This is a genomic window from Amycolatopsis sp. NPDC033938 (genome assembly GCF_055575975.1).
In genome coordinates this window covers 333,596-350,207 of the sequence record NZ_JBVIRO010000002.1, presented here as the reverse complement: position 1 = coordinate 350,207, position 16,612 = coordinate 333,596, and the positions used below count along the sequence as shown (strand labels likewise).

General features: G+C 68.4%; 18 protein-coding genes. 11 read left to right on the top strand and 7 right to left on the bottom strand.

Features of this window, described 5'->3' with window-relative positions; genetic code table 11:
• The first annotated feature begins 37 nt into the window (after nucleotides 1-37).
• The 6 genes from ACZ5ZX_RS08385 to ACZ5ZX_RS08360 all read left to right on the top strand — a co-directional run bounded on the left by ACZ5ZX_RS08385 (nucleotide 38) and on the right by ACZ5ZX_RS08360 (nucleotide 6,040).
• Nucleotides 38-1,084, top strand: a complete 1,047-nt coding sequence (locus tag ACZ5ZX_RS08385) for a sensor histidine kinase (RefSeq protein ID WP_465501327.1) — start codon at nucleotides 38-40, stop codon at nucleotides 1,082-1,084.
• Nucleotides 1,081-1,851 carry a LytR/AlgR family response regulator transcription factor gene (locus ACZ5ZX_RS08380; protein ID WP_465501326.1) on the top strand — a complete coding sequence of 257 codons (771 nt, stop codon included), beginning with the start codon at nucleotides 1,081-1,083 and terminating at the stop codon, nucleotides 1,849-1,851. Before ACZ5ZX_RS08385 ends, ACZ5ZX_RS08380 begins: the two co-directional genes overlap by 4 nt.
• A complete protein-coding gene (locus ACZ5ZX_RS08375; RefSeq protein WP_465501325.1) occupies nucleotides 1,848-2,195 on the top strand; it encodes a hypothetical protein in 348 nt (115 codons plus the stop codon). The genes ACZ5ZX_RS08380 and ACZ5ZX_RS08375 overlap by 4 nt, the downstream gene beginning before the upstream one ends.
• Nucleotides 2,195-3,928, top strand: a complete 1,734-nt coding sequence (locus ACZ5ZX_RS08370) for a sodium/solute symporter (protein WP_465501324.1) — start codon at nucleotides 2,195-2,197, stop codon at nucleotides 3,926-3,928. Before ACZ5ZX_RS08375 ends, ACZ5ZX_RS08370 begins: the two co-directional genes overlap by 1 nt.
• 145 nt (nucleotides 3,929-4,073) lie before the next feature.
• Nucleotides 4,074-4,415 (top strand): DUF485 domain-containing protein, encoded by a 342-nt coding sequence (locus ACZ5ZX_RS08365; protein WP_465501323.1) that lies wholly within the window; start codon nucleotides 4,074-4,076, stop codon nucleotides 4,413-4,415.
• A complete protein-coding gene (locus ACZ5ZX_RS08360) occupies nucleotides 4,412-6,040 on the top strand; it encodes a solute symporter family protein (protein WP_465501322.1) in 1,629 nt (542 codons plus the stop codon). The genes ACZ5ZX_RS08365 and ACZ5ZX_RS08360 overlap by 4 nt, the downstream gene beginning before the upstream one ends.
• Before the next feature lie 64 nt (nucleotides 6,041-6,104).
• Here ACZ5ZX_RS08360 and ACZ5ZX_RS08355 read toward each other — a convergent pair whose 3' ends face one another.
• Complete coding sequence (locus ACZ5ZX_RS08355) at nucleotides 6,105-6,848, bottom strand: isocitrate lyase/PEP mutase family protein (protein ID WP_465501321.1); 744 nt, start codon at nucleotides 6,846-6,848, stop codon at nucleotides 6,105-6,107.
• Entirely contained in the window at nucleotides 6,845-7,309 is a 465-nt protein-coding gene (locus ACZ5ZX_RS08350) for a carboxymuconolactone decarboxylase family protein (RefSeq protein WP_037304632.1), read from the bottom strand. The genes ACZ5ZX_RS08355 and ACZ5ZX_RS08350 overlap by 4 nt, the downstream gene beginning before the upstream one ends.
• 46 nt (nucleotides 7,310-7,355) lie before the next feature.
• Between ACZ5ZX_RS08350 and pdxR the strand changes: the two genes are divergently transcribed.
• The gene (pdxR, locus tag ACZ5ZX_RS08345) at nucleotides 7,356-8,735 is read left to right on the top strand and encodes a MocR-like pyridoxine biosynthesis transcription factor PdxR (protein ID WP_465501320.1); all 1,380 of its coding nucleotides are present in this window, start codon (nucleotides 7,356-7,358) and stop codon (nucleotides 8,733-8,735) included.
• A 9-nt stretch (nucleotides 8,736-8,744) separates the two neighbouring features.
• Here pdxR and ACZ5ZX_RS08340 read toward each other — a convergent pair whose 3' ends face one another.
• On the bottom strand, nucleotides 8,745-9,425 hold the full coding sequence (locus ACZ5ZX_RS08340; RefSeq protein ID WP_465501632.1) for a peptidylprolyl isomerase: 681 nt from the start codon (nucleotides 9,423-9,425) through the stop codon (nucleotides 8,745-8,747).
• A gap of 146 nt (nucleotides 9,426-9,571) precedes the next feature.
• On the opposite strand from ACZ5ZX_RS08340, the gene ACZ5ZX_RS08335 reads away from it, so the two are divergent.
• Both ACZ5ZX_RS08335 and ACZ5ZX_RS08330 read left to right on the top strand, forming a co-directional pair.
• Nucleotides 9,572-10,159, top strand: coding sequence for a hypothetical protein (locus ACZ5ZX_RS08335; protein WP_037304628.1), 588 nt, complete (start codon nucleotides 9,572-9,574; stop codon nucleotides 10,157-10,159).
• 787 nt (nucleotides 10,160-10,946) lie between these two features.
• Nucleotides 10,947-11,300 (top strand): beta/gamma crystallin domain-containing protein, encoded by a 354-nt coding sequence (locus ACZ5ZX_RS08330; protein ID WP_465501319.1) that lies wholly within the window; start codon nucleotides 10,947-10,949, stop codon nucleotides 11,298-11,300.
• A 43-nt stretch (nucleotides 11,301-11,343) separates the two neighbouring features.
• Here the strand turns inward: ACZ5ZX_RS08330 and meaB are convergent, their stop codons facing one another.
• Nucleotides 11,344-12,309 (bottom strand): methylmalonyl Co-A mutase-associated GTPase MeaB, encoded by a 966-nt coding sequence (meaB, locus tag ACZ5ZX_RS08325; RefSeq protein ID WP_465501318.1) that lies wholly within the window; start codon nucleotides 12,307-12,309, stop codon nucleotides 11,344-11,346.
• Nucleotides 12,310-12,314: 5 nt separating this feature from the next.
• Entirely contained in the window at nucleotides 12,315-13,496 is a 1,182-nt protein-coding gene (locus ACZ5ZX_RS08320; protein ID WP_465501317.1) for an acetyl-CoA C-acetyltransferase, read from the bottom strand.
• Between the two features lie 132 nt (nucleotides 13,497-13,628).
• Here ACZ5ZX_RS08320 and mce point away from each other — a divergent pair, with 132 nt between their 5' ends.
• A complete protein-coding gene (gene mce, locus ACZ5ZX_RS08315; protein ID WP_465501316.1) occupies nucleotides 13,629-14,078 on the top strand; it encodes a methylmalonyl-CoA epimerase in 450 nt (149 codons plus the stop codon).
• On the opposite strand, the gene ACZ5ZX_RS08310 is transcribed toward mce, so the two are convergent.
• On the bottom strand, nucleotides 14,072-14,635 hold the full coding sequence (locus ACZ5ZX_RS08310; protein ID WP_465326326.1) for a TetR/AcrR family transcriptional regulator: 564 nt from the start codon (nucleotides 14,633-14,635) through the stop codon (nucleotides 14,072-14,074). The two genes, mce and ACZ5ZX_RS08310, sit on opposite strands and share 7 nt — an antisense overlap.
• Before the next feature lie 16 nt (nucleotides 14,636-14,651).
• Nucleotides 14,652-15,020: an SPW repeat protein gene (locus ACZ5ZX_RS08305; protein ID WP_465501315.1), complete on the bottom strand. Its 369-nt coding sequence runs from the start codon at nucleotides 15,018-15,020 to the stop codon at nucleotides 14,652-14,654.
• Between the two features lie 204 nt (nucleotides 15,021-15,224).
• Here ACZ5ZX_RS08305 and ccrA point away from each other — a divergent pair, with 204 nt between their 5' ends.
• A complete protein-coding gene (gene ccrA, locus ACZ5ZX_RS08300; protein WP_465501314.1) occupies nucleotides 15,225-16,565 on the top strand; it encodes a crotonyl-CoA carboxylase/reductase in 1,341 nt (446 codons plus the stop codon).
• Nucleotides 16,566-16,612: the final 47 nt, after the last annotated feature.

Below are 16,612 nucleotides of genomic sequence, written 5' to 3'. Positions count from 1 at the left end.
GTTAGGATCTAGCCCTCGACGTCGCGGAGGAGGCCGGATGACCACCCGTCTGCCCTGGCGCCCCGCCGCGAGCGCCGATCCGGTGCCGGTACTCGCCGCCGCCCAGCGCGTCTCCGACGATCTCATGGACGGCCTCGCCGGACCCCGCACCCGTCACGCCGCGCACGGCCTCCGCCGGCTGTTCGGCGTCCCCGGCCTCGGGCTCACCGACCTCTCCGGCTCGCTGATCTGGTCCGGTCGTCCCGCTGCCGACGACGTCGTCGTCTCGGCGCTCGACGAGGTCCTCCACTCCGAGACACCGGTGTCCGAGCCCGGCTTGCTGGCCCTGCCGCTGCACGTCCACGACGAACTCGCCGGTGTCCTCCTGGTCACCGAAGGAAAGACCGCCGTCGCCCGCCAGGCCGCCGAACTCGTCGTCCACGCGCTCGAACGCGGGCGCCTGGAGGCGTCCGCAGAGCAGGCCGCGGAGGCGGAACTGCGCGCGCTGCGGGCCGAGATCTCGCCGCATTTCGTCTACAACGCGCTCACCGTGATCTCCTCGCTGGTCCGCTCCGATCCGGATCGCGCCCGCGACCTGATGCTCGACTTCGCCGAGTACACGCGTTACAGCCTCGCCAGGCACGGCGAGTACACGATGGTGGCCGAGGAGTTCCGCGCCATCGAGACCTATCTGGCGCTGCAGCGGGCGGTACTCGGCGAACGGCTGCGGGTCCAGGTGCGGGTGGCGCCGGAGGTGCTGGCCGTCGCGGTTCCGTATCTCGTGCTGGAACCGTTGGTGGAGAACGCGATCCGGCACGGGATCGAACCTCGTTCGGAGGCGGGGTTCATCCAGGTACAGGGAATGGCGGAAGGGAACGACTGCGTGATCAGCGTCGAGGACGACGGACTCGGCATGGACCCCGCCCGTGCGGCGGCGATCCTGGCCGGGCGCGGCGACGACGGCGGCGTCGGACTGGCCAATGTGGACAAGAGACTGCGGAGTGTCTACGGGCCGTGGTACGGACTGACGGTGGAGACCGAGGTCGGCGCGGGTACCCGGGTCGTGGTGCGCGTGCCCCGATTCCAGCCGGGGGTGCTGCCGTGACGAACGGGCTCCGGGTACTGGCGGTCGACGACGTGCCACCCGCCCTCGACGAACTGTGCAGCCTGCTGCGCGAAGCACCGGAAGTCGCCGAGGTGGTCGCGGCCGGTGACGCGCTCAAGGCGCTCAAACTGTTGCAGGCCAGTCATTTCGACGCCGTCTTCCTCGACATCTCCATGCCGGGACTCGACGGGCTCGAACTCGCCTCACTGCTGGCGCGGCTCAGCGAGCCGCCGGTGATCGTGTTCGTCACCGCGCACGACGGTCACGCCGTGACCGCCTACGGTATCGGCGCCGTGGACTACCTGCTCAAACCGGTGCGCGCGGAACGACTGTCCGCCGCACTGTCCAAAGTGGTCAGGATGGCGGGCAACCAGACTGAAGAGCAGAAGCCCGCACCGGACGCGATGTCGGCGCTGCCGGTCGAATCCGGTGGCCGCACGCGGTACGTCCGGCGTGACGACGTCCAGTTCGTCGAGGCCCACGGCGACTACGTCCGGCTGCACACGAAATCCGGCGTCCACGTCACGCGGATGCCCATCTCCCGGCTCGAAGAGTATTGGGAGGGAACGGGATTCACCCGCGTGCATCGCGGCTTCCTGCTCGCCGTCGACGCGGTACTGGAACTGCGCAGCGACACCACCGGCGGACTGCTCGCGCATACCGAGGCCGGTGACGTCCCGGTGAGCCGCCGCCACGCGCGCGACCTGCGTGACCGGCTGCTCGCCGCCGCGCAACGCGGCGACCTCGGCCGGGGGAACCGCGCGTGAGCCGCGTCAAACGGGTGGCCGTCACCAGCCCGCAGACCCGGCTCGCGCATTCGCGGCGCCGGTCGCGCGGCCGCTGGCGCGTGCCCCGGCTGGCGGTGAACGACGCCGAACGCGCGGACAGGCTCTATCGCGCCCAGCGTCGCCGCGGCCTCCCCGCGCTGGGCGGGATGTTCGGGCTGGTGTTCGGGCTGCCGCTGGTGTTCGGCGTCTTCCCCGGCCTGGATTCGGTACGGCTGCTGGATATCCCGCTGTCCTGGCTGATGATCGCCGTCCTGCCGTATCCGGCGATGGCGCTGCTGTCGTGGTGGCAGCTGCGCCGGGCCGAAAAGATCGAGGACGACTAGTGGTCGCGGTGCTGTCGGTGGCGCCCGTCGTCCTGATCACCCTACTGATCGGGTTGCGCGGGGTCGCCGCCATGCGGACGACGTCGGACTTCCTCGTCGCCTCGCGCCGGATCTCGCCGCTGGTCAACTCCGCGGCGGTCTCCGGCGAATACCTTTCCGCGGCGTCGTTCCTCGGGGTCGCCGGGCTGGTGGTGAAGGACGGTATCGGTGCGCTCTGGTACCCGGTCGGGTTCACCGCGGGCTACATCGCGATGCTGGTGCTCGTGGCGGCGCCGATGCGGCGATCCGGCGCGCTCACCGTGCCGGACTTCGCCGAAGCGCGGCTCGCCTCGCCCGCGCTGCGCCGCCTCGCCGCACTCGTAGTCCTCGTGATCGGAACCCTTTACCTGGTACCGCAATTCCGCACCGCGGGCCTGGTGCTCACCGCGGTGGGCGGGACGCCGTACTGGGTCGGCGTCGTGATCGCGGGCACCGCGGTCAGCGCGACACTGGCACTCGGCGGGATGCGCGCGGCGACCTACGTCCAGGCGTTCCAGTTCGTGCTGAAACTGCTGCTGTTCCTCATTCCCGCGATCTGGCTGGTCTCCCAAATCGCGCCAGAGGAGCGGTCGGCTTCGGTGCATCCAGTGGAATTCACCCACTTCGCCCGCGATACCCAGCTGTCGTTCGAGATCGACGTGACGCTGACCCTGCGCGAGCCGACCACCCTGCTCAGCCCGGAGAAACACGTGGTGCCGCCGGGAGAACTGATCGCCAGGAGCGGTGAGGTGCTGGAATTCGCCCAGGGCACACCGGTTCCCGCCGTCCGCGGTGGCGCCCCGCTGGGCGGGCCGGACTGGCAGCGGCCACTGCTCGACCTCGGCGACCACGGCTACCCGCTGCTCGGCACCTGGGCGATCCTGATCGCGACCATGCTCGGCACGATGGGCCTGCCGCACGTCCTGATGCGCTTCCACACCAGCCCCGACGGCCGCGCCGCCCGCCGGACGGCGGCGATCACCGTCGCCCTGCTCGGCGTTTTCTACCTGTTCCCAGGGGTTTACGGGGTACTCGGCCGAGTGCTCGTGCCCGAGCTGTACGTCTCCGGCGCGACCGACATCGTCGTCGTCGCGCTGCCGTCCCAGGTCGACCAGGGCTGGGCCGGTTCACTGTTCACCGGGCTGCTGACGGCGGGCGCGTTCGCCGCCTTCCTCGCGACCTCGCTGGGCCTGCTGCTGGTGATCTCCGGCGCGATCGCGCACGATCTGATGCCCGGCGGGCTGCGGCGGCTGCGCTGGTCGGTGCTCGGCGCGGCGGCGGTGATGGTCCTGCTCGCGCTTCCCTCGGCCAGATTGGACGCGGGTGTGCTCGTCACCTGGGGCTTCACCGTGGCCGCGTCGACGTTCTGTCCCTTGCTGGTACTCGGCATCTGGTGGAACCGGCTGACCGCGGCGGGTGCGATCAGCGGTGTCCTCACCGGACTGGTCGCGTCCTCCGGCTCGATCCTCGTGGCCCTGTTCGGTCCCGCGCTGAGCGGTCTGCCCGCGATCCTGGTGTCGCAGCCCGCCCCGTGGTCGGTACCACTGGCATTCGGCGTAATGATCGTGGTTTCCTTGCGGGGCAGGCCTCCTTCCTGGTCGACGGCCGCCATGTTGCGGCTGCATCTGGACGATCGCACAGCCGAAACCCCTTCGTCGTGGTCTGAGTACCGTTCGTCGACCGTTCGTCGTCTCGGCAGGCGTTTGAACCGCTGACGGTTCCGGTCCGCCTGAGGCCTCCTTAACGTGGCGCGGAACACATTCGCGGCGCGGCGAAGGGAAGACGATGTGCGTACGAGTGCATCTGGCTTCTCCCGGTCCCCCGGCCGTGGTCGTTCTCGTGAACAGCAAGGAGACCACCATGAGCACTGAAACGGACGCGCCCAGTCCGCCGGAGACGGATTGGGACAAGGCCCACGACAGCCCCGAGTTCAAAGAGCTGCGTTCGCGGTTGCGCCGGTTCGTGTTCCCGGTGTCGGCGCTGTTCCTCGTCTGGTACCTGCTCTACGTGCTGCTCGCCGACTACGCGCACGGCTTCATGAGCACGAAGCTCGTCGGCAACATCAACGTCGGCCTCGTCTTCGGCCTGCTGCAGTTCGTATCGACCTTCTTGATCACCGGGCTCTACGTCCGCTACGCGAACAAGAAACTCGACCCCATCGCGGAAAAGATCCGCACGGACATCGAGAGTGAGACCAAATGACCCTCGCCGCCGGAGTCGAGGGCAGCAGCCCCGCGCTCAACATCACCATCTTCGGTCTCTTCGTCCTGGTCACGCTGTTCGTCGTGTTCCGGGCCAGCCGGAACACGAAGACCGCGTCGGATTACTACGCCGCGGGCCGCGCGTTCACCGGTCCGCAGAACGGCGTCGCCATCGCGGGCGACTACCTGTCCGCCGCGTCGTTCCTCGGGATCGCGGGTGCGATCGCCGTCTACGGTTACGACGGTTTCCTCTATTCCATCGGCTTCCTGGTCGCCTGGCTGATCGCGCTGCTGCTGGTGGCGGAACTGCTGCGCAACACCGGCAAGTTCACCATGGGCGACGTGCTGGCCTTCCGGATGAAGCAGCGCCCGGTGCGGGCCGCGGCGGCGACGTCCACGCTGGCCGTCTCGTTCTTCTACCTGCTCGCGCAGATGGCGGGCGCCGGTGGCCTCGTCGCGCTGCTGCTCGGGATCGAGAGCAAGGCCGGGCAGGCCGCGATCATCGTGATCGTCGGCATCATCATGATCGCCTACGTGCTCATCGGCGGCATGAAGGGCACCACGTGGGTCCAGATCATCAAGGCCGCGCTGCTGATCGCCGGCGCGCTGGCGATGACGGTCTGGGTGCTCGCGCTGTACGGCTTCAACTTCTCCGGGCTGCTGCAGGGTGCCGTGGACAAGGCGGGCAAGGCCGGTGAAGCGCTGCTCGGGCCGGGTAACCAGTACGGGAAGACCGGCACGACCAAACTGGACTTCCTGTCGCTGGGCATCGCGCTGGTGCTGGGCACCGCGGGGCTGCCGCACGTGCTGATGCGCTTCTACACCGTGCCGACCGCTAAGGAAGCCCGTCGTTCGGTGGTCTGGGCGATCGCGCTGATCGGCATCTTCTACCTGTTCACCCTCGTGCTCGGCTACGGTGCCGGCGCGCTCGTGGGGTCGGACAAGATCAAGGCCGCCCCCGGCGGGGTGAACTCGGCCGCTCCGCTGCTGGCGCTCGAACTGGGCGGGCCGATCCTGCTCGGCCTGATCGCGGCGATCGCCTTCGCGACGATCCTCGCGGTGGTCGCGGGCCTGACGATCACGGCGTCGGCGTCGTTCGCGCACGACGTCTACGCCAACGTGATCAAGAAGGGCAAGGCGTCCCCGGCCTCGGAGGTGAAGGTCGCCCGGATCACCGCGCTGGTGATCGGCGCGGTCGCGATCCTCGGCGGTATCCTCGCCAACGGGCAGAACATCGCCTTCCTGGTGGCGCTCGCGTTCGCGGTGGCGGCGTCGGCGAACCTGCCGACGATCCTGTACTCGCTGTTCTGGAAACGCTTCAACACCCAGGGCGCGCTGTGGAGCATCTACGGCGGTCTCGCGGTCTGTGTCCTGCTGATCGTCTTCTCACCCGCGGTCTCCGGTAAGCCCGTGGACCCGAAGACCGGCAAGAGCGCCTCGATGATCCAAGGCGTCGACTTCCACTGGTTCCCCCTCGACAACCCCGGCCTCGTCTCGATCCCGGTCGCGTTCTTCCTCGGCTGGCTCGGCACGGTCCTGTCCAAGGAACACAACCAGAAGAAGTACGCCGAGATGGAGGTCCGCTCCCTCACCGGCGCGGGCGCCGAAAAGGCGATCTCCCACTAGTCGCCGGGGCGTGCGGCCGGGCATCCTTTACGCCCCCCGGCCGCACGCCCCGGTTCCCATTTCCCTAATACGGCAGTTTCCCCGCCGCCAGTTCGGTCAGTTTCGCCCGGAGATCGGCGCGGACCGACTTCCACAGCCCGGTGCCCAGCGAGATCCGCGCCACCCCCAGTGTGGCGAGCGCGGAGAGATCGGGGCCGCCGGGAAGCGGCATCGCGTTGACCGCACCGGGCGCGACCGCCTTGACGAAGTCGCCCAGCACTTCCGGCGACTTCGCCAGGATCGGGTAGACACAGTCCGCGCCCGCTTCGAAATACGCCTTGGCCCGCACGATCGCCTCGTCCAGTACGGCACGCTCGTCGGAGGCGCTCACGAAGACGTCGACGCGGGAGTTGATCACCAACGCGTCTCCGGCGGCCTCACGTAACTTCGCGATCTGATCCGCCTGTGTCTCCAGCGATCGAAGTCCGCCCGCGACGTGATCGGTGTCCTCGTAATTGCAGCCGACCGCCCCCGCCTCGGCGAGCCTCGCCGCGAGGTCTCCCGCTTCGAGTCCGTAACCGGATTCCACGTCGACCGTCACCGGGACCGAGACCGCCCGCGCGATCCTCGCGGCCGCCGCGAACATCTCCTCGACAGGCGCGGCCTCCCCGTCGTCGTACCCGAGAGCCTTGGCGATGGCGAAGGAACTCGTCGCCACGACGGGGAACCCGGCGGCTTCCACGAGACGCGCGCTGTCGGCGTCCCACGCGTTCGGCAGGAGCAGCGGGGTGCCCGCGACGTGCAGTTCCCGCAGCCGCGCCGCGGTCATTCGGCGCGCTCGGGCAGCGGCGCGTGGCTGGTCACGCACATCCGGTTCCAGCTGTTGATCGCGATGGCCTCCCACACGACGGCGCGGTACTGGTCCTCGGTGAAGACGCGCGTGGCCTCTTCGTAGACGTCGTCCGGGACCTCGTGCAGGGTCGCCACGTTCGTGATCGCCTCGGTCAGCGCGAGCGCGGCGCGCTCCTGCTCGGTGAACAGCTCGGTCTCGCGCCAGCCCTGCAGCACGAACAGCCGCCGCGGCGACTCGCCCATCTGCAACGCGTCGTGGGAATGCATGTCGAGGCAGAACGCGCAGTGGTTGATCTGCGAGGAACGCATCTTCACCAGTTCGAGGATCTTCTGGTCGACCCCGGCGTTGGCGGCGGCCTTCTCGACTTCGGCCTGCAGTTTGGCCATGGCCTGGTAGATCTCGGGCACTCGTTTGCCCACGTGGATTCGCTTGGTCATGACCTTGAATCTAGCGACAACTGGCCCACGAGTATGGTCCAGTCACATGGCAGAATCGTGGTCCAGTTCGGGAATAGACGTCCATCTGGACTGGCGTCCCGAAAGCGGCAGGACCGGGCTCGCCGCGGCGATCCGCGCGGCCATCCGGGAGGGACGCTGGCAGGCGGGCGCGGCGGTGCCGTCGACCAGGGCCTTGGCGCAGGACCTCGGAGTCGCACGGGGAACGGTCACGCGCGTCTACGCCGACCTCGCCGCCGAGGGCTACCTGCGGACCTCGCAGGGCGCGCCGACCCGCGTCGCGACGGCGGGCGCGCTGCCCGCGTCGCCACCGAAGCCCATCCCTCGCGACCCGGCGCCCCGCTGGGACCTGCGCCCCGGCAGGCCGAACCTGTCCGCGTTCCCCAGGACGGCGTGGCTCGCGGCGTCCCGGCGCGCACTGCACCGCGCGCCGATGTCGGCGTTCGACTACACGGCCGAGTCCGGCGCGGCGGAACTGCGGGAGACGCTCGCCGTGTACCTGGCCCGCAGCCGCGGGGTCGTCGCCGACCCCGAGCGCATCCTGGTGTGCGCCGGGTTCTCGCACGCCATCGCGATACTGGCGCGTGTGCTGCACGCACGCGGCGCGGACGAGATCGCGTTCGAGAACCCGTCACTGCACATCTACCGGGAGATCGCCGCGGCCAACGGGCCAAGGGTGACCGGTGTCCCGGTGGACGATCACGGGATCACGGTGTCCGCTTTGGACAGTCCGGCGGCGGTGGTCACCCCGGCGCATCAGTACCCGCTGGGGGTCACCCTCGCCCCGGGGCGGCGGGCGGAACTCACCCGGTGGGCGGCGGAAACCGGCGCCGTCGTCATCGAGGACGACTACGACGGCGAGTTCCGGTTCGACCATCAGCAGGTCGGCGCGTTGCAGGCGCTGGCGCCGGAACGGGTCGTGTACGTGGGGACGACGAGCAAGACGCTCGCGCCGTCGCTGCGGCTGGGGTGGATGGTGCTGCCGAGGTTCCTGGTCGAACCGGTGCGCGCGGAGATGGCCGCGAGCGGGGCCCGGCCCCCGCTGCTGGACCAGCTCACGATGGCCGAGCTGATCGAGTCGGGCGCCTACGACCAGCACATCCGCCGCTGCCGCGCCGAGTACCGCTCCCGTCGCGACCGGCTGCTGGCGGCGCTCCCGGATTCCGTGCTGCCGCAAGGGATCTCGGCCGGGCTGCATCTGGTGCTCCAGTTCCCGGGCGAACTGCCCAGGGAGATGGAGGTGATCGCCGCCTGCCGCCGTCGCGCGATCGGGCTCGAAGGACTCAGCGGCTATTGGATCGGCGAGCCCCAGCGTGAAGGGCTCATCGTCGGGTACGGCGCCGCCGCGAAACACGCCTTCAACGGCGCCACCCAAGCCCTGCGGGAGGCCATCTTCGAGGTCACCTGACCCCCTGCGTCAGCAGTACCAGGGGCGGGCCCGCAGGATGTCGGTCTTCAGCACGGGAGCGCCGTCGACCGGGGCGGGATTCTCCGGCGTGGGCTGGATGCCGCCCGCTGCGACCTTGTCGAGGGTTTCGAGGCCGTCGGTGCCCACGGTGCCGAAGATCGTGTAGTTCGGGCGCAACGCGGAATCGCCGTACACCACGAAGAACTGGCTGCCGTTCGTCGCCGGGCCCGCGTTGGCCATGGCGAGGACGCCGCGGGAGTACACCTTCCGCGCGCCGGTCGGGTCGGTCGGCGCGGGCGGCAGCCCGACGGGCAGCTCGTCCTTGTACTTGTAGCCGGGACCGCCCTCCCCGGTGCCGCTCGGGTCACCGCACTGCAGCACCTTCAGCGTCGGATACGCCGTCAGCCGGTGACAGGTCGTGCGGTCGTAGAACCGGTGTACCGCCAGATGCAGGAAACTCTGCACCGTGCACGGCGCCTTCGCCCGATCGAGGGTCAGGTCGATCTTGCCCTGGTTCGTCTTCAGCTGCACCGGGACCGTGCCCCGGCTCGGCGTGTGACGCGGGTCCGGGGGCAGCGGGACCGGCCGCGCGGCCGGCTCGTCCGGAGTCTCCGTGTACTGGCAGGGCCCCTTCGTGACCTTCGGCGGCACGGCCTCCGCCGACGCCGTCCCGGTACCGGCCGCGAGCATCAGCCCGGCACCCAGCACGCTCACAACGACCTTCGCGATCCTCTGCACGGTTCCTGCCTCCCAGCCGTGGACGAAGAAGAGAGCATAGGGTGAATCCCCGCCGCTTCCACAGGTCCGGAAGTAGGTCCGAGGTTAGGGTCGAAGCCGTGGAGATCGCCGAACGACACCAATGGCAGCTGAACGCGTTGACCTTCCTCTACGCGTACACGCAGTACGTCCTGGTGCACGAGCGGGTCATGGCCGGGCTGCCGCCGGACAAACCCGCCGAGCTCGACAAACCGCGGGTCCTCCGGCTCGCCAAGATCGTCGACGACATGATCCTCGACTTCCGCAAGGAGGACGGGCTGACCGACCTCGAGCGGCGCCGGGTCATCCGCCTCGCCAGGGAGATCAAGTCGCACGTCCGCGAGAAGTGGCCGCCTCGCGACCCTTCGCTGACCGAGTGGATCGCCTCGGCCGCGGCGCATTTCTACTGCGAGGAGCACATCAACAACGGCTATGTCCGGATGGGCCGCGTCTTCGACCCCGACATGGCGGACCGGTTCCTGGAGCGCGTCGAGTTCTGCCGGGGGCAGACGGTCACGATCACGAACTACGCCAACAAGGTCGCCGACGGGGAACAGCTCACCTTTGGCGAGACCAACCAGCTCGAGGTCTGGAAAGAGGACGCCATCGCCCATCTGGACAACCTGGACAGCGACTTCGGCGACATCAAGATGTACGTCGAATTCTAGCCGGGTAAGCCAAATGCGGCGGAGGCTCTGCTGCTTCAAGGTGTCAGAGGGCGTCGCGGCGGGTTCCGGCCTGGGCGACGGGAGTCAGCCGCGCCTTCAACGTCCACCGGGACTCTTACTGCCCACACAGTGTCCGATTGGTACCTATATACACGGTTCCGCGCTGGGTCGTGAGTGCTATATAGGGTTAGAACACTACTTAGCACTCACGCCCCCTGCGCGGGACCGGCTGCCCGACGGAAGCCGGGCCGCGCCCCAGCGTCCACAAGGGACACTTTTCCGAAGAAGGCTGTCCGACTTGGGTGGTTTGCACGGTTCCGAGCCGGGGGTCGTGAGTGGCAATGAGGGTTCTAACCCTATTCGCCACTCACGACCCCACGCGGAACCGGACATAGCGTCATCAATCGGACGCCGAGTCCCCGAAGGACGTCCCTTGTGGACAGTCGCCCCCCGCCTCAACGGGGAGGTCCTCGCCTACTGCCAGGCAGGCGAGCCGATCACGCCACGCCTGACTTACCCCTCAATAGAACGCTACTCGCCACTCGCGACCCCTGCGCGAAACCACGCATACCACTCAAACCGTACACCTCTCTTCCAAAGAGTGTCCTTTGTGGACACGTTTGTCCGCGTCCCGGCTTCGCTTTACCTCCCTCAACCCTTGCCCGGACGGACAGAGTTGGTTGTCCGTCCGGTCCCGCGAAACAGCGGGTGAATTGACAATCTTCGCCCACCATCGGGACGCTCGGGGTGAAGCTCCTTTTTTCGGATTTCCACCGAAGGAGAACCTGTGATCCCGAGCAAGAAGAAAGTCGGCCGGATCGCGACCATGGCGGCCGCCGCTGCCGCCATGTTCACCATGATCACGCCGACCGGAACCTCGTTCGCCATCGACCACATCCCCTGCCGGGACGGGGAGAACTTCCTGAAGATCTGGTCACACCTCGGCGGGAGCACCAGCGTCGACTGCTACGCCAACCGCGGGAGGATCAGCTTCGGGGGTTGGTGGATCGACCGGATCTACACCGGGAACAACGATCTGATCTATTACGACAGCAATGGCGCTGACGTGAGAATCAACCGATGGACCGATATCAGTTTCCCGAACCGTCCGCCGAAGGTCCGCGTCATCGAAATCCTCTGAAAGCCTCGTGAGTGGTAATGACGATTCCAACCGTCATTACCACTCACGAGTGGAGCTCGGCTATCAGTTCGTCGGCCGCCGCGAACGGGTCGATCTTCCGCGCGACCACACGCCTCGCCAGTTCGGCGAGCCGGTCGCCGTGGCGCAGGTCGACGATCTCCGCGCGCAGCCGCTGGACGGCGATCGCCTCGACCTCGTCCCGCGCCCGCGCCGCGCGGCGGCGGGGCAGTTCTTCCCGCTGGACCAGCCAATCGTGGTGTTCCGCCAGCGCGCGGACGACGTCGTCGACGCCTTCACCGCGTGAGGCCACCGTTCGCACGATCGGCTGACGCCAGCTCGGGCCGCGGATCTCCCGGCGCACCAAGGAGATCATCTGCTTGAGATCGTGCACCGTCGCGTCCGCGCCCTCGCGGTCGGCCTTGTTGACCACGAACACGTCCGCGATCTCCAGCACCCCGGCCTTCGCCGCCTGGATCCCGTCGCCCATCCCCGGCGCGAGCAGGACCACCGTGGTGTCGGCCAGTTTCACGACGTCCACTTCGGACTGGCCGACGCCGACGGTCTCGATCAGCACGACATCGAAACCGGCCGCGTCGAGTACGCGGACCGCCTGCGGGGTCGCCCACGAAAGCCCGCCGAGGTGGCCGCGGGTGGCCATCGACCGGATGAACACGCCGGGATCGGTGGCGTGCTCGGTCATCCGGATCCGGTCGCCGAGCAGCGCTCCGCCGGAGAACGGCGACGACGGGTCGATCGCCAGCACCCCGACCCGCAAGCCTTGCGCCCGCAGGGCCGTGAGCAGCGCGGACGTCGATGTCGACTTACCGACACCGGGTGGGCCGGTCAGCCCGACGACCCGCGCGTTGCCCGTGTACGGGGTCAGCTTCGCCGCGACCTCGGGCAACTGCGGATGGGCGTCCTCGACCAGCGACAGCAACCGGGCGATCGCGCGGGGAACGCCGTCCCGCGCGCGATCGACCAGTTCGTCGATGTCCAGCTGTACCGGCAAGGGCTTTACGGGACCCGGAGCAGCAGGGCGTCACCCTGACCGCCGCCACCGCAGAGCGCGGCCGCGCCGAGGCCGCCACCACGACGGCGGAGCTCGTGGATCAGGTGCACGGCCAGCCGGGCCCCGGATGCCCCGATCGGGTGGCCGAGCGCGATGGCACCGCCGTCGACGTTGACCCTGTCCACGTCGACGCCGAGCTTGTCGGCCGAGACCAGGCCGACGGCGGCGAACGCCTCGTTGATCTCGATCAGGTCGAGCGCGTCCGCGGTCAGCTTCTCCTTGGCCAGCGCGGCCAGGATCGCGTTCGACGGCTGCTCGTGGAGGCTGGCGTCCGGACCGGAGACCACGCCGTGCGCGCCGATCTCGGCGAGCGCGGTCAGGCCCAGTTCCTCGGCCTTGGCCTTGCTGGCCACGACGACCGCGGCCGCGCCGTCGGAGATCTGCGACGCCGAACCGGCGGTGATGGTGCCGTCGGAGGCGAACGCCGGGCGCAGCTTCGCGAGGCTTTCCACGGTGGTGTCGGCGCGGACGCCCTCGTCCTTCGAGAACACGACCGGATCGCCCTTGCGCTGCGGGATCGACACCGGCGCGATCTCGGCGTCGAAACGGCCTTCCGCGATGGCGGCGGCGGCGCGCTGGTGCGAACGCGCGGAGAACTCGTCCTGCTGTTCCCGGGTCACGCCGTAGCGGCTGTTGTACTTCTCCGTCGACGCGCCCATCGCGACCTGGTCGAAGGCGCAGAACAGACCGTCGTAGGCCATGTGGTCGACGAGCGTGGTGTCGCCGTACTTGAAGCCGGAGCGGGACTTCGGCAGCAGATGCGGCGCCTGGGTCATCGATTCCTGGCCGCCCGCGACGATCAGGTCGAACTCACCCGCGCGGATGAGCTGGTCGGCGAGCGCGATCGCGTCGAGACCGGAAAGGCAGACCTTGTTGATGGTCAGCGCCGGGACGGTCATCGGGATGCCGCCGGCGACCGCGGCCTGGCGCGCCGGGATCTGGCCCGCGCCGGCGGTGAGCACCTGGCCCATGATCGTGTACTGGACCGCGTCCGGCGAGACGCCCGCCTGCTCCAGCGCCGCCTTGATCGCGAATCCGCCCAGTTGCGCACCCGAGAAATCCTTCAAGGAACCGAGCAATCGCCCGATCGGTGTACGGGCGGCACCCAGGATCACGGAACCGGACACGGCGTCCTCCAAGCATCGGCGCAAGGGCAATAGGCGGTCTTCGCGACCATACCCGCGTCACGGCCTTCTTGATGGAGCCAGTGTGAGGCGGCGCACGCCGGTTCGTCCGCCCGCGCACCTATCCTGCTCTGCATGAACCAGGCGCTGAAACCGTTCGTGACCGCCATCGACCACGTCGGCATCGCGGTACCCGACCTCGACGCCGCGATCGCCTTCCACGTCGAGCACTTCGGCCTGGAGGTGGCGCACGAGGAGGTCAACGAGGAGCAGGGCGTCCGCGAGGCGATGCTGCGCGCGCCCGGCACCGCCGGCACGGAGACCGCGATCCAGCTCCTCGCGCCGCTGCGCGAAGACTCGGCGATCGGCAAGTTCCTCGCCAAGAGCGGCCCCGGGCTGCAGCAGCTGGCGTACCGAGTGTCCGATGTGGACGCCGCCGCGGCGGCACTGCGCGCGCAGGGACTCCGGCTGCTCTACAGCGAGGCCAAACGCGGCACGTCCAACAGCCGGGTGAACTTCGTCCACCCCAAGGACGCCGGCGGCGTGCTCGTCGAGTTGGTCGAGCCCGCGTCGGACGGTCACTGACCGCGCGTCAACGCTTCAGCGATGAAGAGGACCTCACGATCGATTTCGGCGGGGTCCCCGTCTTCGCTGTGCCGTGCTGTCGCGTGCCGATGGCTGACCGCCCTCGCGAGCAGCCCCGACGCCGAATCGATGTCGGCGACCGCGAGTTTGCCGCCGGTCGCGGCGACGATCACCGCCTTCACTTGGCGGACCAGTTGCTGGAACCGTTCGGCCAGCGCGTCGCGGACCGCGCGATGGGTGTCGGCCTCGCGCCACAACAGATGTGACAGCGCCAAGGACCGGTTGAACCGCCTGTCGAGTTCCCTGACGAGGCCGCGGAGGCTGCCCGCGAGGTCGCCGGGGACGACCACGACGGCCGGTTCGATCCGGGCGTCGGGCAGTTCGGCGACCAGGGCGGCCAGCAGATCCGACTTACGCCGGAAGTAGTAGTGCACCAGCCCTTTGGGCACACCGGCCCGCTCCGCGATCCGCGACGTGGGTGTCGCGTCGAAACCGGATTCGGCGAAAAGCGCCTCCGCGGCTCGCAGGATGCGCTGTTTCGCCGAATCCTCTTTCACGCCGTCTCCTCCTGGGTCAGTGCTGTCCCGCTGTCCGGTGGGTCGCCTGTGCGATCGGCATCGCGGCCGCGCCCGCCACCACGGTCAGGACGCCACCGATCCAGGCCGTCCAGGACGCGCCCATGAGGTCGGAGTAGCCCATCACCCATGGCGAAATGAACAGCAACGCGCCCAGCACGATCTGGATGCCTTCGCCGTAGACCATGCCAGGCATCGCGAGCGAGGCGAGGCCGTCGAGCGCGACCAGCGCGCCGAGGACGACGAGCGTCCACAGGGCGGTGTTGTCCGTGGTCATCCAGAGGGGTGAAAGCGCGACGACGACACCGATGACCACCTCCGCCCAGTCATGGGGCCGGGTCCAAGGGCGCGTCGTGGGTTCATTCATGCGTGCTCACCTCCGAGAATCGACGAAACCTGCAGGTCGGAGAGATCTCCACGGCCCATGGTCCGCTTGGTTGGCCAGCCGGTCAAGACCGGTCGATAACACTTCGGGATGTGTACGTGCTCCACGTCTCGTACAGTTGTGAACTTGGTTACCGGTGAGTAATTTGTGCCGCTAACGCCGTCCCCCTTTTTCGCGGAGGTTCCGATGTCGCAGCTCGGCGAGATCCAGCAGGCCATTCTGAACGATGACCTCGGCGCCGTGGCGTCGCTCGACGTGCCGGAGACCTATCGCGGGGTGACCGTGCACAAGGACGAGGCGAACATGTTCGAAGGCCTCGAAAGCCGCGACAAGGACCCGCGCAAATCACTGCACGTCGACGAGGTCCCCACGCCGGAACTCGGCCCAGGCGAGGCGCTGGTCGCGGTCATGGCGAGCGCGATCAACTACAACACCGTCTGGACCTCGATCTTCGAACCTGTCTCGACGTTCAAATTCCTGGAGCGCTACGGGCGGCTTTCGCCGCTGTCGAAGCGCCACGACCTGCCCTATCACGTCGTCGGCTCGGACCTGTCCGGCGTCGTGCTGCGCACCGGACCCGGCGTGCACAACTGGAAGCCGGGTGACGAGGTCGTCGCGCACTGCCTCAACGTCGAACTCGAAGGCCCGGACGGGCACAACGACACGATGCTCGACACCGAACAGCGGATCTGGGGTTTCGAGACGAACTTCGGCGGGCTCGCCGAAATCGCGCTCGTCAAAGCGAATCAGCTGATGCCGAAGCCGGGCCACCTCACCTGGGAGGAGGCCGCCTCCCCCGGCCTGGTGAACTCCACGGCCTACCGGCAGCTCGTGTCGCGCAACGGCGCGGACATGAAACAGGGCGACGTCGTCCTGATCTGGGGCGCCTCGGGCGGTCTCGGTTCTTACGCGACGCAGTACGCGCTCAACGGCGGCGCGATCCCGGTGTGCGTGGTCTCCAGCCCCGAAAAGGCGGAAATCTGCCGGAAGCTCGGCGCGGAGCTGATCATCGACCGTAACGCCGAGGGCTACAAGTTCTGGAAGGACGAGCACAACCAGGACCCGAAGGAATGGCAGCGGTTCGGCAAGAAGATCCGCGAACTGACCGGCGGCGAGGACCCGGACATCGTCTTCGAGCACCCGGGCCGCGAGACCTTCGGCGCTTCGGTCTACGCCGCGCGCAAGGGCGGCACGATCGTCACCTGCGCGTCGACGTCCGGATTCATGCACCAGTACGACAACCGCTACCTGTGGATGAACCTGAAACGGATCATCGGCAGCCACTTCGCCAACTACCGCGAATCGTGGGAAGCGAACCGCCTGATCGCGAAAGGTCTGATCCACCCGACGCTGTCGAAGACCTACTCGCTCGAAGACACCGGACAGGCCGCGCTGGACGTGCATCGCAACGCGCACCAGGGCAAGGTCGGCGTGCTGGCCCTTGCGCCGGAAGAAGGTCTGGGCGTCCGGAACCACGAATTGCGCGAGAAGCACATCGACGGGATCAACGCGTTCAGGAACGTTTAGCGCACCAGAACGCACTTTCGCCGCGCGTTGGAGTGGGTGCTCACCCT